Origin of the sequence: Streptomyces sp. JJ36 (genome assembly GCF_021696945.1) — a bacterium.
Taxonomy (GTDB): Bacteria; Actinomycetota; Actinomycetes; order Streptomycetales; family Streptomycetaceae; genus Streptomyces.
Window position 1 is genome coordinate 43345 of sequence record NZ_JACYHE010000021.1, and the last position, 25045, is coordinate 68389.

The 25045-nt window shown below is 75.7% G+C and carries 22 protein-coding genes; 10 read left to right on the forward strand and 12 right to left on the reverse strand.

The genetic code is table 11. The features are described 5' to 3' along the window. Nucleotides 1-100: 100 nt before the first annotated feature. Complete coding sequence (locus HOY81_RS11460; RefSeq protein WP_237320180.1) at nt 101-598, reverse strand: VOC family protein; 498 nt, start codon at nt 596-598, stop codon at nt 101-103. 88 nt (nt 599-686) lie between these two features. Here HOY81_RS11460 and HOY81_RS11465 point away from each other — a divergent pair, with 88 nt between their 5' ends. After that, nucleotides 687-1172: a helix-turn-helix transcriptional regulator gene (locus HOY81_RS11465; RefSeq protein WP_237320181.1), complete on the forward strand. Its 486-nt coding sequence runs from the start codon at nt 687-689 to the stop codon at nt 1170-1172. A gap of 69 nt (nt 1173-1241) precedes the next feature. After that, a complete protein-coding gene (locus HOY81_RS11470; RefSeq protein ID WP_237320182.1) occupies nt 1242-1721 on the forward strand; it encodes a VOC family protein in 480 nt (159 codons plus the stop codon). A 119-nt stretch (nt 1722-1840) separates the two neighbouring features. Here the strand turns inward: HOY81_RS11470 and HOY81_RS11475 are convergent, their stop codons facing one another. The 5 genes from HOY81_RS11475 to HOY81_RS11495 all read right to left on the reverse strand — a co-directional run bounded on the left by HOY81_RS11475 (nt 1841) and on the right by HOY81_RS11495 (nt 6957). Continuing rightward, nucleotides 1841-3307: a HAMP domain-containing sensor histidine kinase gene (locus HOY81_RS11475; RefSeq protein ID WP_237320210.1), complete on the reverse strand. Its 1467-nt coding sequence runs from the start codon at nt 3305-3307 to the stop codon at nt 1841-1843. A gap of 484 nt (nt 3308-3791) precedes the next feature. After that, the gene (gene cseB, locus HOY81_RS11480) at nt 3792-4505 is read right to left on the reverse strand and encodes a two-component system response regulator CseB (protein ID WP_237320183.1); all 714 of its coding nucleotides are present in this window, start codon (nt 4503-4505) and stop codon (nt 3792-3794) included. Nucleotides 4506-4596: 91 nt separating this feature from the next. Continuing rightward, nucleotides 4597-5337 carry a hypothetical protein gene (locus HOY81_RS11485; protein ID WP_237320184.1) on the reverse strand — a complete coding sequence of 247 codons (741 nt, stop codon included), beginning with the start codon at nt 5335-5337 and terminating at the stop codon, nt 4597-4599. Next, nucleotides 5325-5831 carry a SigE family RNA polymerase sigma factor gene (locus HOY81_RS11490; RefSeq protein WP_237320185.1) on the reverse strand — a complete coding sequence of 169 codons (507 nt, stop codon included), beginning with the start codon at nt 5829-5831 and terminating at the stop codon, nt 5325-5327. Before HOY81_RS11490 ends, HOY81_RS11485 begins: the two co-directional genes overlap by 13 nt. 178 nt (nt 5832-6009) lie before the next feature. Then, the gene (locus HOY81_RS11495) at nt 6010-6957 is read right to left on the reverse strand and encodes an A/G-specific adenine glycosylase (RefSeq protein WP_237320186.1); all 948 of its coding nucleotides are present in this window, start codon (nt 6955-6957) and stop codon (nt 6010-6012) included. A 435-nt stretch (nt 6958-7392) separates the two neighbouring features. On the opposite strand from HOY81_RS11495, the gene HOY81_RS11500 reads away from it, so the two are divergent. Then, nucleotides 7393-8217: a hypothetical protein gene (locus tag HOY81_RS11500; protein WP_237320187.1), complete on the forward strand. Its 825-nt coding sequence runs from the start codon at nt 7393-7395 to the stop codon at nt 8215-8217. A 111-nt stretch (nt 8218-8328) separates the two neighbouring features. Here the strand turns inward: HOY81_RS11500 and HOY81_RS11505 are convergent, their stop codons facing one another. From HOY81_RS11505 to radA, 3 genes are all read right to left on the reverse strand, one after another. Further along, the gene (locus HOY81_RS11505) at nt 8329-10113 is read right to left on the reverse strand and encodes a bifunctional UDP-sugar hydrolase/5'-nucleotidase (RefSeq protein ID WP_237320188.1); all 1785 of its coding nucleotides are present in this window, start codon (nt 10111-10113) and stop codon (nt 8329-8331) included. Nucleotides 10114-10415: 302 nt separating this feature from the next. Next, nucleotides 10416-11555 (reverse strand): DNA integrity scanning diadenylate cyclase DisA, encoded by a 1140-nt coding sequence (gene disA, locus HOY81_RS11510; protein WP_237320189.1) that lies wholly within the window; start codon nt 11553-11555, stop codon nt 10416-10418. Between the two features lie 581 nt (nt 11556-12136). Beyond that, a complete protein-coding gene (radA, locus tag HOY81_RS11515; RefSeq protein WP_237320190.1) occupies nt 12137-13570 on the reverse strand; it encodes a DNA repair protein RadA in 1434 nt (477 codons plus the stop codon). Nucleotides 13571-13816: 246 nt separating this feature from the next. Between radA and HOY81_RS27335 the strand changes: the two genes are divergently transcribed. Then, nucleotides 13817-15469 (forward strand): hypothetical protein, encoded by a 1653-nt coding sequence (locus HOY81_RS27335; RefSeq protein WP_272892679.1) that lies wholly within the window; start codon nt 13817-13819, stop codon nt 15467-15469. A gap of 99 nt (nt 15470-15568) precedes the next feature. On the opposite strand, the gene HOY81_RS11530 is transcribed toward HOY81_RS27335, so the two are convergent. Then, entirely contained in the window at nt 15569-16393 is an 825-nt protein-coding gene (locus HOY81_RS11530; protein WP_237320212.1) for a hypothetical protein, read from the reverse strand. A 212-nt stretch (nt 16394-16605) separates the two neighbouring features. On the opposite strand from HOY81_RS11530, the gene HOY81_RS11535 reads away from it, so the two are divergent. The 4 genes from HOY81_RS11535 (at nt 16606) to ilvD (ending at nt 21459) form a co-directional block, all read left to right on the forward strand. Beyond that, entirely contained in the window at nt 16606-17538 is a 933-nt protein-coding gene (locus HOY81_RS11535) for a Ppx/GppA phosphatase family protein (RefSeq protein ID WP_237320191.1), read from the forward strand. Between the two features lie 375 nt (nt 17539-17913). Next, nucleotides 17914-18705, forward strand: a complete 792-nt coding sequence (locus HOY81_RS11540) for a sugar phosphate isomerase/epimerase (protein ID WP_237320213.1) — start codon at nt 17914-17916, stop codon at nt 18703-18705. Next, nucleotides 18702-19358 (forward strand): TetR family transcriptional regulator, encoded by a 657-nt coding sequence (locus tag HOY81_RS11545; protein WP_237320192.1) that lies wholly within the window; start codon nt 18702-18704, stop codon nt 19356-19358. Before HOY81_RS11540 ends, HOY81_RS11545 begins: the two co-directional genes overlap by 4 nt. 262 nt (nt 19359-19620) lie before the next feature. Beyond that, entirely contained in the window at nt 19621-21459 is a 1839-nt protein-coding gene (gene ilvD / locus HOY81_RS11550) for a dihydroxy-acid dehydratase (RefSeq protein ID WP_237320193.1), read from the forward strand. Nucleotides 21460-21638: 179 nt separating this feature from the next. On the opposite strand, the gene HOY81_RS11555 is transcribed toward ilvD, so the two are convergent. Next, nucleotides 21639-22424 (reverse strand): ABC transporter permease, encoded by a 786-nt coding sequence (locus tag HOY81_RS11555; RefSeq protein ID WP_237320194.1) that lies wholly within the window; start codon nt 22422-22424, stop codon nt 21639-21641. Then, a complete protein-coding gene (locus tag HOY81_RS11560) occupies nt 22421-23452 on the reverse strand; it encodes an ATP-binding cassette domain-containing protein (RefSeq protein WP_237320195.1) in 1032 nt (343 codons plus the stop codon). Before HOY81_RS11560 ends, HOY81_RS11555 begins: the two co-directional genes overlap by 4 nt. 203 nt (nt 23453-23655) lie before the next feature. Here HOY81_RS11560 and HOY81_RS11565 point away from each other — a divergent pair, with 203 nt between their 5' ends. After that, the gene (locus HOY81_RS11565; protein WP_237320196.1) at nt 23656-24510 is read left to right on the forward strand and encodes a GbsR/MarR family transcriptional regulator; all 855 of its coding nucleotides are present in this window, start codon (nt 23656-23658) and stop codon (nt 24508-24510) included. Nucleotides 24511-24518: 8 nt separating this feature from the next. Then, complete coding sequence (locus HOY81_RS11570) at nt 24519-25037, forward strand: hypothetical protein (protein WP_237320197.1); 519 nt, start codon at nt 24519-24521, stop codon at nt 25035-25037. Nucleotides 25038-25045: the final 8 nt, after the last annotated feature.

Below are 25045 nucleotides of genomic sequence, written 5' to 3' on the forward strand. Positions count from 1 at the left end.
TCCCTGTGCGCCGCACCAGCCTACGGGCGCCGGGACGGCCGGCGCCGGGGGTCCGAGGGTGGGCGGGGCAGGGGCGGAGCGGAGGAGCGGTCCGGGGCGGTCAGCCCCCGGTGCCGAAGTCGGGGAGGACCAGGGAGCCGTCCTCCTCCAGCGTGAACCCGGGGTTGTGGGCGACCTCCCACAGATGCCCGTCCGGGTCGGCGAAGGTCCCCGCGTAGCCGCCGTAGAAGGTGGTGGCGGCGGCGCGGGTGACGGTGGCTCCGGCCCGTTCCGCCGCCGCCAGCACCTCGTCCACCTCCCGTGCGGAGCGGACGTTGTGCGCCAGCACGATGCCGCCGAAGGCGGGCGGGCGCTGCTCCGCGGCATCGCCGCCCGTGGGAGTGCCGGCGGTGCCGGGGGCGGTGCCGGGGGCGCTGCCGGGGACGCCGCTGTCGGCGGCCAGCTTCTCCCGGCCCCAGAGGACCACGGCCAGGCACCCGGCCTGGAAGAACACCGTGTCCTCGACCTCCTGCCCCCGCCAGCCGAGCCGCTCGTAGAAGGCGCGGGCGCGGGCCACATCGGCGACGCCCAGGGTGACCAGACTGATCCGCTGCTCCATGTCCGGCAATCTACCGGTCCGCGGCCCCCGGCGCCCGCCCGCGCAGGTGGTCCCGGGCGTTGTCGGCGCGGCGTGCCAGCATCGGAGGATGACCACCCCCGGCATGACCCGGCTGCGCGCCCTGCGCAGGGCGAAGGACGCCATGGACCGCGACTGGGCCGACCCGGCCCTCGACCTCGGCCGGGTCGCCGCCCACGCGGGCTACTCGCGGTTCCACTTCGTCCGCGCCTTCAAGGCCGCGTACGGCGAGACGCCGGGGCAGTACCTGAGCCGCCGCCGCATCGAGCGGGCCGAGGAGCTGCTGCGCACGGCGGACCTCGGCGTCTCCGAGATCTGCCTCCTGGTCGGCTTCAGCAGCCTCGGCACCTTCTCGGCCCGGTTCAAGCAGCACACCGGGGTCAGCCCCAGCGCCTACCGCACCCGGCACGTCCGCAGCGCCGCCGCGCTGATCCCCGGGTGTTACGCGATGTTGTGGACCGGCGGATTCCCGGTGCGCGGGGCCCGGGCGGCAGCGCCGGAGCCGGGCGGGCCGGAGCCCGGTGAGGAGCGCAATTCCGGAGAAGCGGGGCGCTGACCCCGCTGCCTACGGTGAGCTCACGGAGCCGCCCGCACGGGGCGGCCGGCGCACCACCGGGAGTACGACATGATCAGGAGTCTCGCCCTCACCACCGTCTGGTCCACCGACCAGGAGCGGGACAAGAGGTTCTTCCTGGAGAAGCTGGGCTTCACCGAGCGGACCGACATGATGATGGGGGACATGCGCTGGGTCACCGTCAGCCCGCCGGACCAGCCCGAGGTCCAGCTCACCCTGATGCGCCCGGACGGGCCGGGGCTCGACCCGGAGTCCGGCAAGGCGCTGACGGCCCTGGTGAACAAGGGCGTGCTCGGCGCGGGCGCCTTCCGCACCGACGACTGCCGCGCGACCTACGCCGACCTGAGCTCCCGCGGGGTGGAGTTCCTCCAGGAGCCGCAGGAGCGGCCGTACGGCATCGAGGCGATCTTCCGGGACCCCTCGGGGAACTGGTACTCGCTGACCCAGGAGCGGGAGAACCCGGACGAGCTGGACCTGTCGAAGCCGTGGGGTGAGGGCGTGGAGGGCCCGCAGGCGCCCGGGGGCGACTGAGAGCCCCGCGGGACGGGGCGCCCGCTGCCGCTGGGGCCCCGGGCGGTCATCCGCGGACGACGGAGCCGAAGGGTGGGGTGACGGGTTCGGTGGGCGCCGGCTCCGGAGGCGCTCCGGGGTCACCCGCGGACGACGGGGACGCCGAACGGCGGGGTGACGGGCTCGGTGGGCGCCGACTCCGGCAGCCACAGCACGGCCACCGCCCCGGTGCCCCCGCCGTCCGGGTGGCCCGGCTCCCCGGGCTCCACGTTGCGGAAGGTCAGCCGGGCCCCGAGCACCCTCGCCTGGCCCGCGGCGATGGTCAGGCCGAGCCCGTGGCCACGGGTGGAGCGGTCGCTGCTGCCCGTGCGGAACCTGCTCAGGCCGTCCACGAGCAGTTCGCGGGGGAAGCCCGGGCCGTGGTCCCGCACCCGGATGCGGCGGCCGTCGACGGTCACCTCCACCGGGGCCCGGCCGTGCCGCTCGGCGTTGGCCAGCAGGTTCCCCAGGATGCGCTCCAGGCGCCGGGGGTCGGTGGTGACGACGGTGCCCTGGCCGCCGCCCGGAGCGTCCCCGGCCACGTCCCCGGTGCCCGGAGGGCCCGCGGGGTCTCCGGGGTGTCCGGCGTCCGCGGCGTCTGCGGGCTCGCTCTCGCCGACCACCCGGACGTACGCGTCCGGCGCGGCCACCCGCACCCGGCGCCGTACGAACTCGCCCAGCGCCACGTCCTGGAGCTCGGCGCGTTCCCGGGCCCCGTCCAGCCGGGCGACCTCCAGCACGTCCTCGACGAGCTGCCGCAGCGCCTGTGCCCGGTTCCGCACCAGCTCCGTCGGGCGGCCGTCGGGCAGCAGCTCGGCGGCGGTGAGCAGCCCGGTGACCGGGGTGCGCAGCTCGTGCGCGATGTCCGCGGTGACCCGGCGCTCGGCCTCCAGCCGGGCCTGGAGCGCGTCGGCCATGCCGTCGATGGCGTCGGCCAGCTCGTCGGTCTCGTCCCGCACCTGAACCCGGCGGCCGCCGATGGCGTCCCGGACCCTTATGCCGGTGCCGCCGCCCGCCACCTCCCCGGCCGCGGTCGCGGCCGTGCGCAGCCGCCGGGAGAGCCGGCCGCCGATGAGCACACCGAGCGCGCAGCCGCCCAGCACCACCGAGACCGAGCCGATGATCAGCGAGCGGTCCAGGTCCGCCAGCACCTCGTACCGGTCGGCGAAGCGGGTGCGGAGCGAGAGGATGCGGCCGTCGGCGAGCGGGGTGGCCGCCCACACGATGGGGGCGCCGTCGTCGGAGAGCTCCAGATCGGTCGCCCGGTTGCCCTTCTCCACCTCCTCGCGCAGCCCGGCGGGGAGCTCCGGGTCCTCGATCTTCGCGCCGAAGGGCACCTGGCCGGTGGAGTCGTAGATGCGCCGCGCGTACTGGAGCCGCTCGTCCTGCACCTTCCGGCTGCTGTCCTGCATGGTGGCCCGCGCCGCGTTGTGCACGACGAGGCTCAGGGCGAGGGCGACCAGCGCGCCGACGGCGGCGATCGCGGCGGTGAGCTTCCAGCGCAGGCCGGTGCGCAGCCGGGGGCGGCCGGTCCGGCCGGGGCCGAGGGCCGCGGGGCCGTACGGCACGGAGTCGCCGGCCGTGGCGGCCGCACGCGTCGCGGTGCCGCCGCCCCGGCCGCCCCGTGCGAGGGCGCGCACGCCCCGCCGCAGCCGTCCGGCGCGCCTGCCGTGCCGCCGATCCGATCTCCCGCTTCCCCGGGCCTCCCGGAGGCCGGGGCCCGCGGCCGTCCCGCCGGAGTGCTCCCGCTCCGGGCTCCGCCGGCCCCGGAGCGGCCGCCCCGCAGGGCGGGGGTCCGCGGTGGCGTCGGTGGTGTCCCGCTCCGGGGAGTGCTGCGTCCCGGTGGCAGGGTCCTCGGTGGCCGGGGTGGTGGTGTCCCGCTCCGGGGAGTGCGGCTCCCCGACGGCCCGGCCCGCGGTGGCCCGGTCCGCGGCCTCACCGTCCCGGGCGTCCCCCGCGGAGGCGGTCCCTCCGCGCGCGGCGTCGCCGCCGGCCACGGGCGGCGTCCCCTCCGTGCGCGAGGCGCGTCCCGGCGTTCCGCTGGCCATCCCGCTAGCCCCTCAGCTTGTAGCCGAAGCCGCGGACCGTCTCGATCCGGTCCTGGCCGATCTTGCCGCGCAGCCGCTGGACGTGTACATCCACCACCCGGGTGTCCCCGCCCCAGCCGTACTCCCAGACCCGCTCCAGCAGCCGGTCCCGGGAGAGCACCGTGCCCGGCGCCGCCGAGAACTCCAGCAGCAGCCGCATCTCCGTCGGCGTCAGCGAGACCGGCCGCCCGGCCGACCGCACCTCCATGCCGTCGGTGTCGACCTCCAGATCGCCGAAACGCAGCACTCCGTCGCCGGAGCCCGCGGCGTCCGGGCCGGTCTGCCCGTCCGCGGACGCGGCCTCGTCGGCGCGCCGGAACCGGCGCAGCACCGCCCGGATGCGGGCCACCAGCACCGCGCCGTCGAACGGTTTGGTCACATAGTCGTCGGCGCCGGCCTCCAGGCCGAGCACCACGTCGATGGAGTCCGAGCGCGCCGACAGCATGATCACCGGCACCGTGGAGTCGTCCCGGATGCGCCGGCAGAGGCTCACCCCGTCCAGCCCCGGGACCATCACGTCCAGCAGGGCGACGTCCGGGCGGTCCGCGCGGAAGGCCGTCAGCCCGTCCAGGCCGTCGGCGACCGCCGTCACCGTGAAGCCGTCCCGCTCCAGCGCGAGCTGCGTGGCCTCCCTGATGACCTCGTCGTCCTCGACGAACAGCACATGCGTCCCGGCCATGTCCCCTACCGCCTCTGCCGCCTCTTCCCGTCCGGCTGCCGCGTCCGGTCCCGCGCCCGGAGCGAGCCCGGTCGCGCGCCCGGTCCCGCGCTCACTCCTGCGCGCGGCCCTCGCGCGGCGTCGGCGCCGGCGAGGTGCTCGCGCTGTCGGTGCGCCGCCGTGCCACCTCGTGGAAGACGCCGTCCTGCCACACATAGGTGATGATGTCGCGCCCCGAGGGGCAGCAGATCGGTTCGTCCCCGATGAAGACGTCCCGGGTCACCACCAGCAGGCCCTTGTCGGTGATCTCCGCGTGCACCGGCGGGCGCTCGGCCGCGAAGACGTTCACCAGCTCCCCGTTGGAGCTGCGGCGGTACACGTAGGTGCCGACACCGACGCCGTCCGCGCACGATGTCACATTCACCACGAGGTCGTCATGCACGCTGCCGGTGGCCCGCCCGTGGCTGACGTTCACCGGGAAGAGGTCGCCGACGCACGGCTCCAGGTCCTGCTTCACCTGCCGGCTGACCTTCGGGTCCCGGCGCAGCACGGTGAGCATCCGGGTCTCGACATCCCGGCGTACCTCGCCCTCCTCGGTGTAGGCGGCGGAGCCCTCGCCGGGCCGGCCCGCGCCGTCGCCGCCCTCGGCGGAGGGTGTGCCGGCGGGGGTGCTCTGCGCGGGCACCCGCTCGACCGTGGTGGCGGGGCCCGGCGTCGCCGGGGTGCCCTCCACCCGTACGCCGGAGCCGGCCGCGTCGCAGCCGGTCACCGCGAGCACGGTGAGCACCACGAGGGTGCCGAGGGCCGCCGGCAGGGCCGGCGACGCCCCTCCGGGCGTTCTCAGGCGGCGCACTCCGTCGACCTCCGCTCCAGCTCGGCGCGCAACCGCGCCAGCGAGCGGTGCAGCGTGCTCTTCACCGTACCCGGCGACATGTCCAGCGCCCGGGCCGTCTCCTCCGTGCTCATCTGCTCCCAGTGTCGCAGTACCACGACGCTGCGTTGCTTCGGAGCCAGGGTGGCCAGCGCCTCCATCAGCAGCGCCCGGTCGGCGTGCTGCTCGGTGCCGTCCTCGATGCCGACCACGTCCGGGAGGTGCTCGGTGGGCACCTCCTGGAGGCGCCGGGAGCGCCACCACTCCGTGCGGGTGTTGATCATCACGCGGCGGAGGTAGGCGTCGGCGAGCGACTTGTCCGCTATGCCGTCCCAGCGGCCGTACGTCCGCACCAGCGCCGTCTGCAGCAGGTCCTGTGCCTCCACGGGGTCCGTGACCAGCCGCCGGGCGCTGCGCAGCAGGGCGTCCTGGCGCGACCGCACGTACTCCTCGAAGTCCAGCACCTCTGCCGCCATGTCCGCCTCCCGGTCTCCGGCGTCGCTTCCTGGTGATGGCACGACGTTAGGGAGGCGGTGTTGCGGGCCCCGGCGCAGCGGGGCCTCAGGCAGCCGTCGGCTGTCCATCGGTTGTGTAACGACGCCGGCGGGCCGGCCGGTGCCGGCCCGGGGCGCCCCGGGCGGGGCGCGTCCGGCGTCAGCTCAGCGGCAGCCGGTAGAGGCCGCCCTCCAGCGGCTCGACCAGCCCGTCGGCCACCAGCCCGTCCAGCGCGCGGGCCCGCTGCACCCGGTCCTGCCAGACCCGGTCCAGCGTCGCCTGCGGCACCGGCCCGTGCGACTCGCGCAACACGGCCAGCAGCCGGCCCCGCACCTGGCGGTCGGTGCCCGCGTAGCTCTGGGTGCGGCGCGGGGGGCCCTCGTGCGCGGGGGAGCCGGCCAGCAGCCAGGCGCACCGGTCGGCGATCGGGCAGCGGTCGCACTCGGGGCCGCGCGCGGTGCACACCAGCGCGCCAAGCTCCATGGTGGCCGCCGCCCAGCGGGCCGCGGTGGCGTCGTCCTCCGGCACCAGCGCGCGGGCCAGCTTGCGCTCCGCGGCGGTGGTGGCGTTCGGCGGGTACTGCCGGCCGCTCACCGCCCGTGCGAACACCCGGCGCACGTTGGTGTCCAGCACGGCGTGCCGCTGTCCGTACGCGAAGGAGGCCACGGCCGCCGCCGTGTACTCCCCGACCCCGGGCAGCGCCAGCAGTTGCGCGTGCTTCACGGGCACGTCGCCGCCGTGGCGTTCCGCTATGGCGGCCGCGGCCCCGTGCAGCCGCAGCGCCCGCCGGGGGTAGCCCAGCCGGCCCCACGCGCGGACCGCCTCGCCGGGCGGCTCGGCGGCCAGGTCGGCGGGGCGGGGCCAGCGTTCGAGCCATTGCTCGTAGACGGGCAGCACCCGGTTGACGGGGGTCTGCTGCAGCATGAACTCACTCACCATGACGCCCCACGCGCCCGCCTCGGGGCGGCGCCAGGGCAGGTCACGGGCGTGCTTGTCGAACCAGTCGACGACGGGGGCGTGCAGGTCGGTCCGGTCGTGGCCCGGCGTCTCCGGTGCGTTCGGCGCGTCCGGGCCGGCGTTCGCGGCGGTCTCAGTGGTCGCAGTCATGGCACCGCCGATCCTGGCACGGAGCGCGTCGGTGCCGAAACGACCACGCGGGGCGATCACCTGACCTTCGTCAGGGGCTCCGCCGTACGGGGGTCGCTCACGTCGGGCGGATGAGGAGGCCCGGGACCGTCGTACGCCGTATGGACCGCCCTGCCGCCCTGGCGCGGCCGGGCCGGGACGCCCTGCTCTGGGCGCTGCTCGCCGTGCCGGCCGTCTCCGGCGGCCGGATCGGCGCGCACGAACCGGAGGGCTCGTTGTTCCTACCACGGAACGTACGGAGCGGCACCGTGGCCTCACAGCGGGCGATCGGCAGGCACCGCCCCCGGCTTTCGTCGGGGTCCGCGGGCCGCCGGGTCCTGCTCAGGCCCCAAAGTCGCCGCAATCAAGCGGCGGGTACGGCTTAGTGGGGCGCCTGATGTCTCGTAAGGTTTCCGCGTGGGATCTCTGCGCAATCCGATCGGACCGCTGCCCTCCTCCATCTACTGGCGGCGGAGGGCCGTTGCGCTCGCGGTCCTGCTGCTGCTCGTCCTGCTGACCGTCTGGACCGTCCGGCTCGTGGCGGGGGACGGCGGCGGCGAGGAGAAGGAGGGACGCGCACCGAACGGGCAGGGGCCGACCGACTCCATCACGCCCGGCCCCTCCACCTCGGAGCCCCCGATCACCGACCGGCCCGGCGGCCGGGACGAGACGGACGGCGGCGCGGGATCCGGCGGCTCGGACGGCGGGTCCGCGGGCGCGTCGGGCGGCACCGGCGGCGGCACGGCCGGCGCCGCGGGCGGCGGCACCGGCGGGACGGGTGCGCTGGCGGGCTCCTCGGGCGGCCTGAGCGGAGGCGAGGGCATCCCGGCGGGGAAGAGCACCCCCGCCTGCCGCGCCGCCGACGTCACCCTCCGGCTCACCAGCGTGCAGAACGAGTACGCCCCCGGCGAGGAGCCGGAGCTCCGGCTCACCGTGCGGAACACCGGTGACGCCGACTGCCGGGTCGACCTGGGCCGGGCCTCCGCCGTGGTCACCGTCACCGACGCCGACGACGACCACGTCTGGTCCTCCGCCGACTGCCCGCCCGGCGACGACCCGGCCTATGTGAAGGTGCCGGCCGGGGGCCGCAGCACCCACGCCCTGGTCTGGGAGCGCGAGCGCAGCGCCCCCGGCTGCGGCACGCCCGAGGCCCAGCGGGTGCCCGCGGGCACCTACCTGGTGGAGGCGGAGATCGAGGGGCTGGAGACGGCGCAGGCGTCCTTCGTCCTCACCGCGGACTGAGCCGCCGCCCCGCGCGGCTGAGCCGCCCCGCAGGGTGCCGCCCGCGGCCCCGGCCGGGCCCGTGCCACGACGCGCCGGACGCGGCGCCCCGCACGGCGTCCGGCGCGGGAGTCAGCGGAAGGAGACGCGGTCCGCCCTCGGCGTGGCCAGCGGGCGCCCGGGCGAGGAGTGCTCGCTCAGGTGGTGGGTGAACGCGGCCAGATCGGTGGTGCCGGTCTGCCGGTCGGCGCCCGCGCGGAACACCCGGAAGCCGTCGCCGCCGTCCGCCAGGAAGGAGTTGACGGTCACCCGGTAGCGCCGCGCCGGCCGCAGCGGCTCCCCGGCCACCCGCACGGTGCCCGCCCGGACCCGGTCCGGGCCCTTCCGGGACAGGTCCACGGTGTAGCGGAGGCCCGCGGAGGGCTGGAGGAAGACCGGCTCGGCCGTGTTCGGCCCGGAGACCTGCTGCCGCAGCGCCGTCAGGAGCTGGTCGCCGGTCAGCGTCATGGTCACCAGCCGGTTGCCGAAGGGCTGCACCTGGAAGGCCTCGCCGTAGGTCACCACGCCGTCGCCCTCCTTCCCCTGCGCGGTGTACGTCAGGTCCGCACGCATGCCGCCCGGGTCGAGCAGCGCGATCCGGGCCCCCTGGCCCCGGGTGGCGGCCACCCGGGCGTCGGCGATCAGATCGCCGAGCGGCGTCTCGGGCCCGGAAGCGCCGGGGCCGGGCAGGTCGCCGGCGATGTGGCCGACGGGCCGGTCCGCGAGCTCCGCGGAGCGGTCCCGCCACTTCTCCACCACGCGCCGCACCGCGGGCTGTTCCGGGGTGTCGGTGTGCACGATGCGGTTCCGGGCGCTGACCGAGGAGCGCACCACGTCGCCGCTCTCCGGGTCCACGGCGAACCGCACCTCGGTGAACGTACGGCCGAAGGACGCGGCCTGGGTCACCGTCCGCTGCCGCCCGGCCGGGTCCGTGACCTCGCAGACGAACGGCTCGTGGGAGTGGCCGCTGACGATGAGGTCCACCTTCGGGGTGGCCCGTTCGGCGATCCGCTTGATGCGGCCGCTCAGCGCGGAACCGGGGCCCTCGGCGTCGCAGTCCGCGTCGTACGCCGCGCCCGCCCGGGCGCCGCCCTCGTGCACCAGCACCACGACGGCCTCCACACCCTGACGGTCCAGCTCGCGGGCGTAGCGGTCGATGGTCTGCACCTCGTCCGCGAAGGCGAGGCCGCGCACGCCGGCGGCGCTCACCGCGGACGGGGTGTCGCGGGAGGCCAGCCCGATGAAGCCGAGGCGCTCGCCGTTCGACAGCCGGGTCGTCCAGTACGGGGGCAGGACGGGCTCGCCCGTGCCGCCCTGCGCGGTGACGTTCGCCGCGAGGTAGGGGAAGTCCGCGCCGTCGTAGCGCTCTCCGGGCACGGCACAGCCGTCCTCCGGGTGGCAGCCGCCGTGCGCCATGCGGCGGAGCTCGGCACGGCCCTCGTCGAACTCGTGGTGGCCGACGGACGTGACGTCGAGGCCGAGGGTCTCCAGGGCCTCGACGGTCGGCTCGTCGTGGAAGGCCGCGGAGACCAGCGGGCTGCCGCCGATCAGGTCGCCGGCCCCGACGGTCAGCGAATCCTCCTGGCCGCGCCGGGCCCGGTCCATCAGGGTGGCCATCTGCGGCAGCCCGCCGGCCTGTACCTTCACCGGCCGGCCGGACCCGCCGGCCACGGAGACGGCGCCGGCCGCACCGGAGACCGGATCGAGGTTGCCGTGCAGGTCGCTGAGGGCGAGAAGCTGTACGCGCAGCGGCTCCGGTGCCGCCGCGGGCCCGCTCCCCGGGGCGGCGGTGGTGGTCGCGAGCACCGCGGTGCCGGCGAGGACGGCACCGCCGGCGGTCCTCGCGAGCCGGCGCAGGGGTCTGTCGGGCAGGGGCATGGGGCGCTCCGGGACAGGACGATCACGTCGGATGCGCACAGGCGTGACCGGTTCCCGGCCCACCGATGCCTCCCGGGGCGCACTGTCACCACGATGGGGGGCGGGTCGGCGTACGGCACGAGCCCGCATGGCGGGAGCCCGCAGGGCAGGGCCGCACGGACGGGTCCGCGGGGCACGAGCCCGTACGGCAGAGGCGGCCCGGAGCCGGCGCCACCGGCCTCTCGGCAGCCGCCGGGGCGGTCCCGTCCGCCGCGGGCCGGTCCCGCAGGCCGGACGGTGCCCGGCCTTCCCGCCGGCAGCGGTCAGACGTAGCGCTCGAGGATGGAGGACTCGGCGAGCCGGGAGAGGCCCTCGCGGACCGAACGCGCCCGGGCCTCCCCGACGCCGTCCACCGTCTGCAGGTCGTCCACGCTGGCGGCGAGCAGCTTCTGCAGGCCGCCGAAGTGGTCGACCAGCCGGTCGATCACCGCGCCGGGCAGCCGCGGCACCTTCGCCAGCAGCCGGAAGCCGCGCGGCGAGACCGCCGAGTCCAGCGTCTCCGGGGAGCCGGAGTACCCCAGTGCCCGGGCCACCGTCGGCAGTTCGAGCAGCTCGGTGTGGGTGAGCCGGTCCAGCTCGCCCAGGGCCTCGGTGACCGTGCGGGACTTCCGGCCGGTGCTGCCGGGCTGCGGCACGTAGTCGCGGGCGACCAGCTCACGCTCCGGCTCCACGCCCGCGATCAGCTCGTCGAGCTGGAGCGACAGCAGCCGCCCGTCGGTGCCGAGCTCCACCACGTACTCCGCGATCTCGGTGGCGATCCTCCGGACCATCTCCAGCCGCTGGGCGACCGCGGTCACGTCCCGGACGGTCACCAGGTCCTCGATCTCCAGCGCGGAGAGGGTGCCGGCGACCTCGTCGAGCCGCAGCTTGTACCGCTCCAGGGTGGCCAGCGCCTGGTTCGCCCGGGAGAGGATGGCCGCCGAGTCCTCCAGCACCCGGCGCTGCCCCTCCACGTAGAGGGCGATCAGCCGCATCGACTGGCTGACCGACACCACCGGGAAGCCGGTCTGGATGGACACCCGCTGGGCCGTCCGGTGCCGGGTCCCGGTCTCCTCGGTGGGGATCGACGCGTCGGGCACGAGCTGCACGCCGGCGCGCACGATCTTGGTGATGTCCCGGTCCAGGATCAGCGCGCCGTCCAGCTTGCAGAGCTCCCGCAGCCGGGTCGCGCTGAACTCCACGTCGAGCACGAAGCCGCCGGTGCACAGCGACTCCATGGTCCTGTCCATGCCCAGCACGATGAGTCCGCCGGTGTTCCCCCGCAGGACGCGCTCCAGCCCGTCGCGCAGGGCGGTACCGGGGGCGACCGCGCTCAGCGAGGCGCGCATCAGGCCATCGGCACGGGAACTCCCCAGGCTCCCACCGGCCCTGCCGGGAGCCGTTGCCCGGTCGTTGGCTGCCACTGCACTCCTTCGGTCGTGCGGGTGCCCGCCGGTGTGCCGCGGGCGCGTGCCGTCCTCCACCGCACTCCTGCACGGTCGCACGCGGCCGAACGCACACCGTCGCAACGACATCCGGGCCGGGCGGCTCCGGCGCGCCGACGGGCGAGACCGGGGCAAAGTCTACCGGCGGGGCTGCGACTGGTGTGGCGTGCCGCCGGATGCCCGCTCCGGCCCGGCCGCGCGGGGCCGTGCCGGAGCGGCCGGGGCCGCCCCGCGGAGGCCGCTGCGGACCCTGCCCGCGCCACCCACGGACCGTCCCCGGAACCGTCCGGGCCGTGCTGCCCCTCGGGCTCCCGGAACCGCCCGGGCAGGGCGGCCTCCCGGACCGCCGGAACCGCCCCGGCCGGGCGCCGGGCTGCCTGCTGCGGCGCGCCCGCCTCACCGGGACCGCCGTGGGCGCTCGCCCCCTGCCGCCGGGCCACGCACCGGGCGGCCGCCCGTTCCGGGCACCGCCCGCACTCCGCCCGGAGTCCGCGCCCGGAGCACCCGCGCCCTCCGGGCCACACGCCCGGGCGCGCCCTCCGGTCGTGCCCGGGCCGGGCTCACCCGGCGGCCGGCTCCACCGCGTCCCCGGCCTCCCCCGCCTCCCCGGCGGCCCGCCGCGGCCGCCGCGGCAGCACCCGGAGCGCCTCCCCGACGTCCGCCACCTCCAGCACCCGCATGCCCTCCGGCACCCGGCCGGGGTCGGCCGGCACCAGGGCGTGGGTGAAGCCCAGCCGGGCCGCCTCGGCGAGCCGGCGCTGCACGCCGGTGACCCGGCGGACCTCGCCGGCCAGCCCCACCTCGCCGATCGCCACCAGGTTCTTCGGCAGCGGGGTGTCGCTCGCCGCGCTCGCCAGCGCCAGCGCCACGGCCAGGTCCGCGGCGGGCTCGGAGAGCTTCACCCCGCCGACCGTGGCGCTGTAGATGTCCCGCTTGCCCAGCGCGCTGATCCGGCCGCGCTGCTCCAGCACCGCCAGCATCATCGAGACCCGGGAGTTCTCCAGCCCGGAGGTGGTCCGCCGGGGCGACGGGATCTGGCTGTCCACCGTGAGCGCCTGCACCTCGGCCACCAGCGGGCGGCGCCCCTCCAGCGTGACGGTGAGACAGGTGCCCGGCACCGGTTCGGCCCGCCGGGTCAGGAAGAGGCCCGAGGGGTCGGCGAGCCCGGTGATGCCCTCGTCGTGCAGCTCGAAGCAGCCGACCTCGTCGGTCGCGCCGTACCGGTTCTTCACCCCGCGGACCAGGCGCAGCCGGGCGTGCCGGTCGCCCTCGAAGTGCAGCACCACGTCCACCAGATGCTCCAGCAGCCGTGGGCCGGCGATCGCCCCGTCCTTGGTGACGTGGCCCACCAGCAGCGTGGACATGCCGCGCTCCTTCGAGGCACGGATCAGCGCGCCGGCCACCTCGCGCACCTGCGCGACCCCGCCCGGCGCGCCGTCGATCTCCGGCGAGGCGACGGTCTGCACGGAGTCCAGCACCAGCAGCGCGGGCTTCACCGCGTCCAGATGCCCGAGGACGGCGGCGAGGTCGGTCTCGGCGGCCAGGAAGAGGTGCTCGTCCAGCGCGCCGATGCGGTCCGCCCGCAGCCGCACCTGGCCCGCGGACTCCTCGCCCGTGACGTACAGCGTGGGTCCCCCGGCGCTCGCCGCCTTCGCCGCGACGTCCAGCAGCAGCGTCGACTTGCCGACGCCCGGCTCGCCCGCGAGCAGCACCACCGCGCCGGGCACCAGGCCGCCGCCGAGCACCCGGTCCAGCTCGGCCACCCCGGTGCCGCGGGCCGTCGCCTCGGTGCCGTCCACCTGCCCGATGGGCAGTGCGGGCGCGGAGACCCGGCCGGGGGCCGTGGTGCGCACGGCCGGGGCGGCGCCCGCCTCCTCGACGGTGCCCCAGGCATGGCACTCCGGGCAGCGGCCGAGCCACTTGGCGGTGGTCCAGCCGCACTCGGTGCAGCGGTACGAGGGGCGGTCCCTGGCGGACGACTTGCGGGCAGCCATGCGGATCACCGTAGTGGCGCCCACCGACAGCCGGGCACCGGCGGCCCCCGGGGCGGCGGGTCCGGGCGGGCGGTCCACGGGCGGTCCGGTGGGCGTGCGCCGGCGTGCCGCACGGGCGTTCTCCGGCAGCAGGCGGTCATCCGCTGGCCATGAGATGTCCCCTTTCGTGCGAGCCAGTCACCCGTAAGAGCTAAACCTCCCCAAGTCGGCCCAACTCGGGGTCTCTCCCGTCCTAACGTCACCTTAATGAGGACCAGGCGCGAGCACCCCACGCACACCACCGGCGCACACCGAGCGCATGCGGTGCGGCGATCGACGCCCGCCCCGCGTACCCCGCGCCACGACCGCTTTCTCGACGGGCTGTTCACCTACTGCCTCTCCGTGATGTGCGAGCACGAGGCGGCCACCGCCGCCCTGGGAGAGGCGCTCGCCGTCGCCGAGCGGCAGGCGGGCCGGGAGCGCGCGCCGGCCGATCCGGACCTGCACCGGCCCTGGTTCTACGCCCTGGCCCGCTGGGCCTGCCTGCGCCGCCTCGCCGCCCACGGTGGGGACGGCGTCCCGGCCGCCGAGGCCGCCGGCCCCGGCCTGTCCACCGCCGCGGCCACCCAGCGCCGCCGCGAGCTCGCCGCGCTGGCCTGGCCGGAGGCCGCCGGCACCGCACCCGAGCAGCGCGAGGCGCTGGAGCTGGCCGTGCGGCACGGCCTGCCGGTGCGCGAGGTGGCCGCCGTGCTCTCGCTCAGCACGGAGGCCGCGGGCGATCTGCTCACCAGCGGCGCGTGCGAGGTGGAGCGCACCCGTGCCGCGCTGGCCGTGGTGGAGTCCGGCGGCTGTGCGACGGTCGCCCGGCTGGCCGCGGACGACCGGCTGCTGCTGGGCTCCGGGCTCCGCCGCGAGCTGGTGCGCCATGTGGACGACTGCGCCGCCTGCCGCCGGGTCGCGGAGCGTGCCATGGCCGCAGTGGCCTGGCCCGGGACGGCGCCGGCCGGCTCCGCCCGGCTGCCCGTGCTGGAGGCGCCCCGGCCGGCGGTCGAGGCCGCGCTGCGGGCCGCCCTGCGCGCCCGGTGCCAGCACAGCCCGCGGTTCGGCAGGAACGGTTTCCCGGTCGAGGTCAAGGACCGGGCCGCCCGCCGGGAACGGCTGCGCAGCCGTGCCGTGACCACCACGGTGGTGGCCACCGTGGTCGCCGCCCCGGTCCTCGCCCTCTGGGCGGCGTACCGCGGGGCGCCGCTCACCGGTGAGGGCGGCGGCTCGGCGCCGGTCTCCGCGGGCGAGCGGGAGGGGCCGGAGGCCGGTGACGGCCCGCCGTACGAGGAGGTCGGCCAGGCCGCGCCGCGGCCGGGCGGCGGGCGGACGCAGGGCACGGACCGGCGCGCCGGCCAGGTCTCGGTGCGGGTCAACGGCGCGCACGGCGGCGGCGACCCGGCCGCCCGCTCCGGCCTCCGGGAGCTCGCCGTGGAGGCCCGGACGGTGGGCCACGGCACCCGGATCACGCTCACCGCCACGGGCGACGTCCCGGTCCACTGGTCGGCGACCGCGGACGCCGACTGGCTGGTGCTGAGCCGGACGTCGGGCACCCTGCAGCCGGGCGCCTCCGTCTCCCTCGCGGTGTACGTGGTCGAGGCCCGGGAGCCGGCCGGCCCGTGGTCCGCCCGGATCGCCGTCGGCCCGGTCGGCGCGGTCGTCACCCTCCAGGGGTACGGCAGCAGCCCCCGGCCGCCGGCCGGCGGCCCGCAGAACCCCGGCGAGGGCTCCCCGGAGCCCCCGGACTCCCAGGGCCCGACGCCCTCCGCCGAGCCGGAGCCGGACCCGACCCCCTCCAGCCCGCCGCCCTCCGAGGACCCCACACCGTCACCGGACCCGACGTCCGGCTCCGCCTCACCCACCCCGTCCGCGAGCTGAGCCCCGGCCGCGGGACAGGCCCGGCCGCCCCGCGGGCGGCCCGGGGGCAGCCCTGGGGCGGTCGCCCGGGCTCGTACGGGTCCCCGGGGCCCGTACGGCTCAGGCGGGCCCGGCGGGGTCCGCAGGGTGCGGCGCGACCAGCGGCAGCCGGGAGGCGAGGCGCTGCTCGCAGAGCCCGGCCAGCACCTCGTAGGCGGCCTCTCCCATCAGCTCGATCAGCTCCGGCCGGTACGACTCGTAGACCGCCTTGCCCGCCCCGTGCGCCGAGGGGGCGGCGGTGCACCACCAGTGCAGGTCGTGGCCGCCCGGACCCCACCCGCGCCGGTCGTACTCGCCGATCGAGACGTAGAGCACCTGCTCACCGTCCGGACGCTCCACCCACTCGAAGGTGCGGCGCACCGGAAGCTGCCAGCAGACGTCGGGCTTGGTCTCCAGCGGCTCCCGTCCTTCGCGCAGCGCCAGCATGTGCAGCGCGCAGCCGGTGCCGCCGGGGAAGCCCGGGCGGTTGTGGAAGATGCAGGCGCCCTGCCAGCGGCGGGTCTGCCGCTCGCCGTCCTCGTCCTCCTGGACCCAGCCGGACTCGTGCCCGACGTCGTGGAACTGCCAGGTCTCCGGTGTGAGCCGGGCCATGTGCGCGGCGACCCGGCGCTCGTCGTCCTCGTCGGAGAAGTGGGCGCCCAGAGTGCAGCAGCCGTCGTCCGGGCGGCCCTCCCGGATGCCGTGGCAGCCGCGGCCGAAGACGCAGTTCCAGCGGGAGGTCAGCCAGGTCAGGTCGCAGCGGAAGACCTGCTCGGAGTCGGCGGGGTCGGGGAACTCCACCCAGGCCCGGGGGAAGTCCAGCCCGGTCTCCTCCGCCCGCGGCTCGGCGTCCTCGGCGGTCGCAGCCGCCGGGCCGGGCCGTGTGTCCTTCTTCACGCGCTTCATGCGCTTCGCCGCTTTCGTCTCACCCACAGGCCCCAGCGTAAGCGCCGCGCCCCCGGCACCGTGCCCCGCACCACCGGCCCCGGCCGGCGCGCCCGTCCCAGCCGGCCCGCCGCACGCCGGGGGCCGTCCGGGCCCCCGGGTGCACCGCCGTGCTCCGCGGGGCGCACGACGGGCCGCAGACTGCGGCGCCGCCACGCGTTAGCGTGCTGTGCATGAGACTCGGTGTCCTCGACGTGGGTTCCAACACCGTCCATCTGCTCGTGGTGGACGCGCACCCCGGCGCCCGCCCCCTGCCCGCCTACTCGCACAAGGCGGAGCTCAAACTCGCGGAGCTGCTCGACGAGCACGGTGCGATAGCCCCCGACGGCGTGGAGCGGCTCTCGGCCACCGTGACCGAGGCCCTGGAGGTCGCCGAGGACCAGGGCGTGGAGGAGGTGCTGCCCTTCGCCACCTCCGCGGTGCGGGAGGCGGCCAACGCGGAGAGCGTCCTCGCCACCGTCGCGGAGGACACGGGCGTGAAGCTCCAGGTCCTCACCGGCGAGGAGGAGGCCCGGCTGACCTTCCTCGCGGTGCGGCGCTGGTTCGGCTGGTCCTCCGGGCGTCTGCTGGTGCTGGACATCGGCGGCGGCTCCCTGGAGATCGCCTACGGCCTGGACGAGGAGCCCGACGCCGCGGTCTCGCTGCCGCTCGGCGCGGGACGGCTGACCACCGCCTGGCTGCCCGGCGACCCGCCGGCGCACGAGGACGTACGGGCGCTGCGCCGCCACGTCCGGGCCGAGATCGCGCGTGTGGTGGGGGAGTTCACCCGCTTCGGGCACCCGGACCACGTGGTCGCCACCTCCAAGACCTTCAAGCAGCTCGCCCGGCTCGGCGGGGCCGCGCGCTCCGCGGAGGGCTTGTACGTCCAGCGGGAACTGGAGCGCCGGACGCTGGAGGAGTGGGTGCCCAAGCTGGCCGCCATGCCGGCGGAGGAACGGGCCGGGCTGCCCGGCGTCTCGGAGGGCCGGGCGCGGCAGTTGCTGGCCGGCGCGGTGGTGGCGGAGGGCGCCATGGACCTCTTCCGGGTGGACACCCTGGAGGTCTGCCCCTGGGCGCTGCGCGAGGGCGTGATCCTGCGGCGCATCGACCACATGCGCGCCGCCTGACCGCGCGTCCGCCCAGGCGGCGGCGCGGCACCCGGGTGGCCGCGGGCACGTCGTCCACCAGCAGCGCGTCCGCAGGCCGGTGTCCGCGGGTACGGCGTCCGGTGGCGGAAACCCGCCCCTCGCGCCCGGCGTGACCGGGCTCACCCCGCGCCCCGGCCGCGCCGCGACATGTCGGCGAAAACCCAGGTCAGGACCGTACGGCCGGGGGTGCCCGGGGTGCCGGGACGCCCGCCGCGTGGCCCGTGGCCCCGGGCGGACGGGGCCGCTGCGCGGGGGCCCGGCCGTAGGCTGTCTGCCGTGGCAGCAGCAACCCCGTGGGAAGCGGACCGCTCCCGGCCCCCGGCGGCGCACGCCGGCAGCGGGCCGCGGGTCGCCCTGTCCACGGCCTCGGTCTATCCCGAGTCGACCGCGGCGGCCTTCGAGATCGCCGGGCGGCTGGGGTACGACGGCGTGGAGGTCATGGTCTGGACCGACCCGGTCAGCCAGGACGTGGAGGCGCTGCGCCGGCTCTCCGACCGGCACGGCGTGCCGGTCCTGGCCGTCCACGCGCCCTGTCTGCTGATCACCCAGCGGGTCTGGTCGAAGGACCCGTGGACCAAGCTGCAGCGGGCCCGCTCCGCCGCCGAGCGGCTGGGTGCCTCCACGGTGGTGGTGCATCCGCCGTTCCGCTGGCAGCGGGCGTACGCCCGGGACTTCGTGCGCGGCATCACGAGGATGGCGGACGAGACCGACGTACGCTTCGCGGTGGAGAACATGTACCCCTGGCGCTACCGGGACCGCGAGATGCTGGCATACGCCCCCGCCTGGGACCCGACCGACGACGACTACCGGCACTTCACCCTCGACCTGTCCCACACGGCCACGTCCCGCTCGGACACCCTGGCCATGGTCGAGCGGATGGGTGACCGGCTCGGGCACGTCCACCTCGCCGACGGCAACGGATCGAACAAGGACGAGCACCTGGTCCCCGGCCGCGGCACCCAGCCCTGCGCCGAGGTGCTGACCCGGCTGGCGGCGCACGGCTTCGACGGGCATGTGGTGGTGGAGGTCAACACCCGCCGTGCCATGTCCGCCGCCGAACGTGAGGCCGACCTCGCGGAGGCGCTCGCCTACACCCGGCGGCACCTGGCCGCCGCCCCGCTCGCCCCGCCCGCGAGGCGGCCGTGACCGCCCGGGCCGGCCGGCCCGCGCGCCGCCGCGGCCGCCCGGCGACCACCTCCCGTACGGCGGGCGAGCCCGCCACGCGGGACCGCATCCTGGCCTCCGCCCGCACCGAGTTCGCGGCGCGCGGCTTCGACCGGGCGTCGATCCGGGGGATCGCCCGCGGCGCCGAGGTGGACCCGGCTCTGGTCCACCACTACTTCGGGCCCAAGGAGCAGGTCTTCGAGGCGGCCGTGGAGAACGCCCTCGCCCCCATCCTGGGGAAGCCGGACGAGATCGCGGCCGGGGCGCTGGAGGACGCGGGCGCACAGATGGTCCGCTTCGTCTTCGGGCTCTGGGAGAACCCCGCGACCCGTGAGCCGCTGCTCGCCATCGTGCGGTCGGCGGTGAACAACGAGACGGCCGCCGCGATCTTCCGCGGGCTGGTCACCCGGCACATGGTGTCCCGGCTGGCGGCGGCGGTGCCCGGGCCGCGGCCCGAGCTGCGGGTGGAGCTGGCGGTGGCGCAGCTCATCGGCACGGCCATGCTCCGGTACGTGATCCGCATGGAGCCGGTGGCCTCGGCCGACGTGGAGGAGCTGAAGGCCCGGCTGGAACCGGTCGTGCGGCACCATCTCACCGCGGACCTCCCCGGCGAGCCGCCGGACCCGGCGGGCTGACGACCGGCGCGGCGCCTCCCGGGGGGACGTTCGGGACCCGGCGGGCTGACCGCGCGGCGCCTCACCGGCGAGCCGCCCGGGGCCCGGCGGCCGGCCGTCGTCGTACCACCCCGGCGGGGGGCGTGCGCGCGTGCTCGTGCGTCGTCCGCTCCAAGGCGCGCGCGGTCTCACGATCCGGTCGGACTGTCCGGATCCCGGTCGCCGGGCGTAGGCTCGGACCCCAGCGACTCCGGCGCCGACGCACACCAGGGAGTGGAGCAGCATGCCCGAGCTGAGGTCCCGTACCGTCACCCACGGCCGCAACATGGCCGGCGCCCGCGCCCTCCTCCGCGCCGCGGGTGTGGCGCGCGAGGACTTCGGCAAGCCGATCGTCGCCGTGGCCAACAGCTTCACCGAGTTCGTGCCCGGGCACACCCACCTCCAGCCGGTGGGCCGCATCGTCTCCGACGCGGTCAAGGCGGCCGGCGGCGTGCCCCGCGAGTTCAACACCATCGCCGTCGACGACGGCATCGCCATGGGCCACGGCGGGATGCTGTACTCCCTGCCCTCCCGCGACCTGATCGCGGACTCCGTCGAGTACATGACCGAGGCGCACTGCGCCGACGCCCTGATCTGCATCTCCAACTGCGACAAGATCACCCCGGGCATGCTGATGGCGGCGATGCGCCTGAACATCCCGACGGTCTTCGTCTCCGGCGGCCCGATGGAGTCCGGCACGGCCACCCTGGTCGACGGCACCGTCCGCAAGCTGGACCTGATCTCCGCGATCGCCGAGTCCGCGAACGACAAGGTGTCGGACGAGGACATGGCGCTCATCGAGGAGAACGCCTGCCCGACCTGCGGCTCCTGCTCCGGCATGTTCACCGCCAACTCCATGAACTGCCTGACCGAGGCCATCGGCCTGGCCCTGCCGGGCAACGGCTCGGTGCTCGCCACCCACACCGCGCGCAAGGAGCTCTACGAGGCGGCGGGCCGTACGGTCGTGGAGATCGCCGGGCGGTACTACGAGCAGGACGACGCCACGGTGCTGCCGCGGAGCGTCGGCTCCCGCGCCGCCTTCGAGAACGCCATGGCCCTGGACATCGCCATGGGCGGCTCCACCAACACGATCCTGCACCTGCTGGCCGCCGCCCAGGAGGCCCGGCTGGACTTCACCATGCCGGACATCGACGCGCTCTCCCGCCGGATGCCCTGCCTGTCGAAGGTCGCGCCCAACGGCTCGTACTACATGGAGGACGTGCACCGGGCCGGCGGCATCCCCGCCATCCTCGGCGAGCTCTACCGCGCCGGGCTGCTCAACGAGGACGTGCACACCGTGCACAGTCCCTCCCTCGCGGACTGGCTCAAGCAGTGGGACATCCGCGGCGGCTCGCCGTCCGCGGAGGCGGTCGAGCTGTTCCACGCCGCGCCCGGCTGTGTCCGGTCCGCCACGGCCTTCTCCCAGTCCGAGCGCTGGGACAGCCTGGACACCGACGCGGCCGGCGGCTGCATCCGGGACGTCGACCACGCCTACTCCTCGGAGGGCGGCCTCGCCGTCCTGCACGGCAACCTCGCCGAGAACGGCTGCGTGGTGAAGACCGCGGGCGTCGACGAGTCGGTGTGGACCTTCGAGGGCCCGGCCGTCGTCTGCGAGTCGCAGGAGGAGGCCGTGGAGAAGATCCTCGCCAAGCAGGTCGCGGAGGGCGACGTCGTCGTCATCCGCTACGAGGGCCCCAAGGGCGGCCCGGGCATGCAGGAGATGCTCTACCCGACCTCCTTCCTCAAGGGCCGCGGCCTCGGTGCCAAGTGCGCGCTGATCACGGACGGCCGCTTCTCCGGGGGCACCTCCGGCCTCTCCCTCGGGCACATCTCGCCGGAGGCGGCCGCGGGCGGCACCATCGCCCTGGTCGAGGACGGCGACCTGATCCGCATCGACATCCCGTCCCGCACCCTCGAGCTGCGGGTGCCGGAGGAGGAGCTGGCCGCACGCCGGGAGGCACTCGGCGGGCGCTACGGCCCCCGGGACCGCGACCGCAAGGTCTCCACCGCCCTGCGCGCCTACGCCGCCATGGCCACCAGCGCCGACAAGGGCGCCGTCCGGGACATCACCCAGCTCGGCTAGGGTCGGCGCCCGGAGACCGGTACGGGCTGCATCCGCACGGCGGGGTGCAGCCAGGACGGAAGCCGGGCACCGGTGCGAGCGACAACGGGGGCGGAGCTGTGGACACCGAGACGTACGCTCCGGGGACGAGGTGCGGCCCGGGACCTGAGCGCCCCGGGACGGCGGCGCGTCGTCCGGGCTCACCCGGGGTCGCGGCCGAACTGCGCCTTGGACCAGCGGTGGCCGAGGAGGGCGAGGCCGAGGCACCAAGCGAGGGCGATCCACCCGTCGTTGCCGATGCCGGTACCGAGGAGTAGACCGCGCAGGGTCTCGATGGCCGGGGTGAACGGCTGGTACTCGGCGACCGGCTGGAACCAGCCCGGCATGGTGTCGACCGGGACGAAGGCGCTGGAGATGAGGGGCAGCAGGATCAGCGGCATCGCGTTGTTGCTCGCGGCTTCGGCGTTGGGACTGGCCAGGCCCATCCCGACGGCGATCCAGGTGAACGCCAGGGCGACCAGAGCGAGCAGTCCGAAGGCGGCGAGCCATTCCAGGGCGGTGGCGCCGGTGGAGCGGAAACCGACGGCCACGCCGACGGCCCCGACGAGGACCACGCTGATCAGCGCCTGCAGCACGCTGCCGGCGACGTGCCCGAAGAGCACCGAACCGCGGTGGATCGCCATCGTACGGAAGCGAGCGATGATGCCTTCGGACATGTCGTTCGAGACGGACACCGCGGTGCCGATCGTCGTGGAGCCGATGGTCATCAGCAGCAGGCCCGGGATGATGTAGGCGAGATAGGCGGAGCGGTCGCCGCCGCCGATACCCGCGCTCATGGTGTCGCCGAAGACGTAGACGAAGAGCAGCAACAGCATGACCGGGGTGAGCAGCAGGTTCAGGGTGAGGGAGGGATAGCGCCGGGCGTGCAGCAGGTTGCGGCGCAGCATGGTGGCCGAGTCGCGTGCGGCGAGGTTCAGGGAACTCATCGGACGGCATCCTTCTGCTGGTGCGGCTGGTTCCGGGGGCTGGGGACGCCGTCGTCGCCGGTCAGGGCGAAGAAGACGTCGTCGAGGTCGGGGGAGTGCACGGTCAGCTCGTCGGCCTCGATGCCGGCCGCGTCGAGCCGGTCGAGGACGGCGCGCAGCGCGCGCGGGCTGCCGTCGCTCGGGACGCGCAGCGTCAGTCCGTCGTCGTCCGGGACACCTTCCCCGCGCGGGGCGCTGTGGGGGGCAGGCACCTCGCGCAGCGCGGAGGCGGCGCTCCGGTACGCGGCCGGGTCGGTGAAGCGGAGGCGGACGTGTCCGCCGGGGACGAGCCGCTTCAGCTCCTCGGCGGTGCCCTCGGCGGCGATCCTGCCGTCGTGGAGCACGGCGATGCGGTCGGCGAGCTGGTCGGCCTCTTCCAGGTACTGGGTGGTGAGGAAGACGGTGACGCCGTCGGTGACGAGTTCGCGGACGATCTGCCACATGGTGTGGCGGGAGCGGGGGTCGAGGCCGGTGGTCGGCTCGTCGAGGAAGAGGATCCGCGGGGTGCCGACCAGGGTCATGGCGATGTCGAGGCGGCGCTTCATGCCGCCGGAGTAGGTGGAGGCGGGCTTGGCCGCTGCGTCGGTGAGGCCGAAGCGCTCCAGCAGGGCGGCGGCGGTCCGCCGGCCCTCGCGCCGGGGGAGGTGGTGCAGGTCCGCCATCAGCAGCAGGTTCTCCTCGCCGGTGATCAGGCCGTCGACGGCGGAGAACTGACCGGTGACGCCGATCGCGGCGCGGACCGCCTGTGCGTCGGTGGCGAGATCGTGGCCGCCGACGAGGATCCGGCCGGAGGCGGGGTCGGGGGAGACGAGGGTGGAGAGGATCTTGACGGCGGTGGTCTTGCCGGCGCCGTTCGGGCCGAGCAGGGAGAAGACCGTCCCCTCCGCAACGGTCAGGTGGATGCCGTCGAGGACGGTCTTGTCGCCGTAGGACTTGCGCAGCCCGTGCGCCGCGATGGCGTGGCCGGTCCCGTTCTTAGGTTTTCTCATGTACGAAACGCTACGTTGCGTTCGGTGTATCGGCAATTGCAGCATTGCAGATGGGCGGTGTTTTTGCAGCTCAGAGAAGGTAATTCGTTGCAATGACGGTGCAGCATAAGGCAACGATCCACCGTGCTGTCATTGCAATGAATTGAAGGTTAAGGCTAGGCTGGGCGCGTCGGAGGCCGTCAGCAAGCACGGAGGGGACCGCGGTGCCGGGAGGCAGGCTCACCCAGCAGGAACGTCAGCAGATCGCCCTGGGGCTGGGCGACGGCCTCGCCTACGCGGAGATCGCCCGGCGCCTGGACCGCCCGACCTCGACCATCACGCGCGAGGTCATGCGCAACGGCGGCCCCACCGCCTACCGCGCCGACCTCGCCCACCGCGCCACCGAACACCGCGCCCGTCGCCGCCGGCGGGCCGCGCCCCGGGGTGCGGAGGCGCCCGCGCAGGCCCATGGGCGGGACGCCGAGGAGGTCCGCGCGTACGAGGAGACGTTCACCACCGCCATGATGCAGTCGGGCATGCCCGCGATGATGTCCCGGGTCATGGCCGCCCTCAGCCTCACCGACTCCGGCAGCCTCACCGCGTCCGAACTCGTCCGGCGCCTCGGTGTCAGCCCGGCGTCCGTCTCCAAGGCGATCGCGTTTCTCGAGAGCCAGGGCATGGTCCGCCGGGAGCGTGACGCAGGCCGCCGCGAGCGCTATGTCGTCGACGACGACGTCATGTACCAGTCGATGATGGCCAGCGCGCGGGCCATGGCCCAGCTCGTCCGGACGGCGCGGCAGGGCGTCGGCGTCCTCGGCCCGCACACGCCGGCCGGTGTCCGCTTCGGGAACATCGCCCGCTTCCTCGACGTCGTCGCCGAGGGCACCGCCCGCGCCGCGGAGCAGGCCCGCGCGATCCTCCACACGAAGCCCGGGACGGGGCCGGACGGCACCGGCACACCGCCGGCGGGCACCGGGACCCTGCCGGACGGCACTGCCGCGCCCCCTTCCGGTCGCGGAGAGACGGCCCGTCCGGAACGCCACCCGCCGGACGACCCGCCCGTCCGCACGGCGTCATAATCGACCGCATGAGCGACACCGACCCGCGCACCGACGACGACCCGCGGCACCCCCGCCCGCAGCCGATCCGGTTCTACGGCACGACCTGGGTCGACCACTCCGGCGGCTACGCCGCCCGCCGCCTCGGGCTCGGGCTCGGTGCCCTGGCGCTGGCCGCCGCGGGCGCCTTCGTGCTGCGGCTGGCGTACGAGGGGCTGGCCCTCTCGGACGTCGGGAGCTGGGCGAACATCCTCATCGTGGTGGCCTTCGCGCTGTGCAGTTCGATGGCCTTCACCCGCACCCTGAGCGGTTTCACCCGCGGCCCGGAGGACCCGCAGACCGCCGAGGACGCCGCCCGGGAGCGGTCGATGCGCAGCATCCTCCTGATCGGCTTCATCGGGGTGCTCCTCGCCTACGCGCTGCGCAGCCTGGTCGAGGCCCCGGGCGAGAAGCTGCACCGGGCCGCGTACGACCGGGCCGTCCAGCGGTACGAGCGCGGCCGCACCACCCGCACCGGGAACCCGGCGAAGCGCAAGCGCCGCCGCTGACCATCACG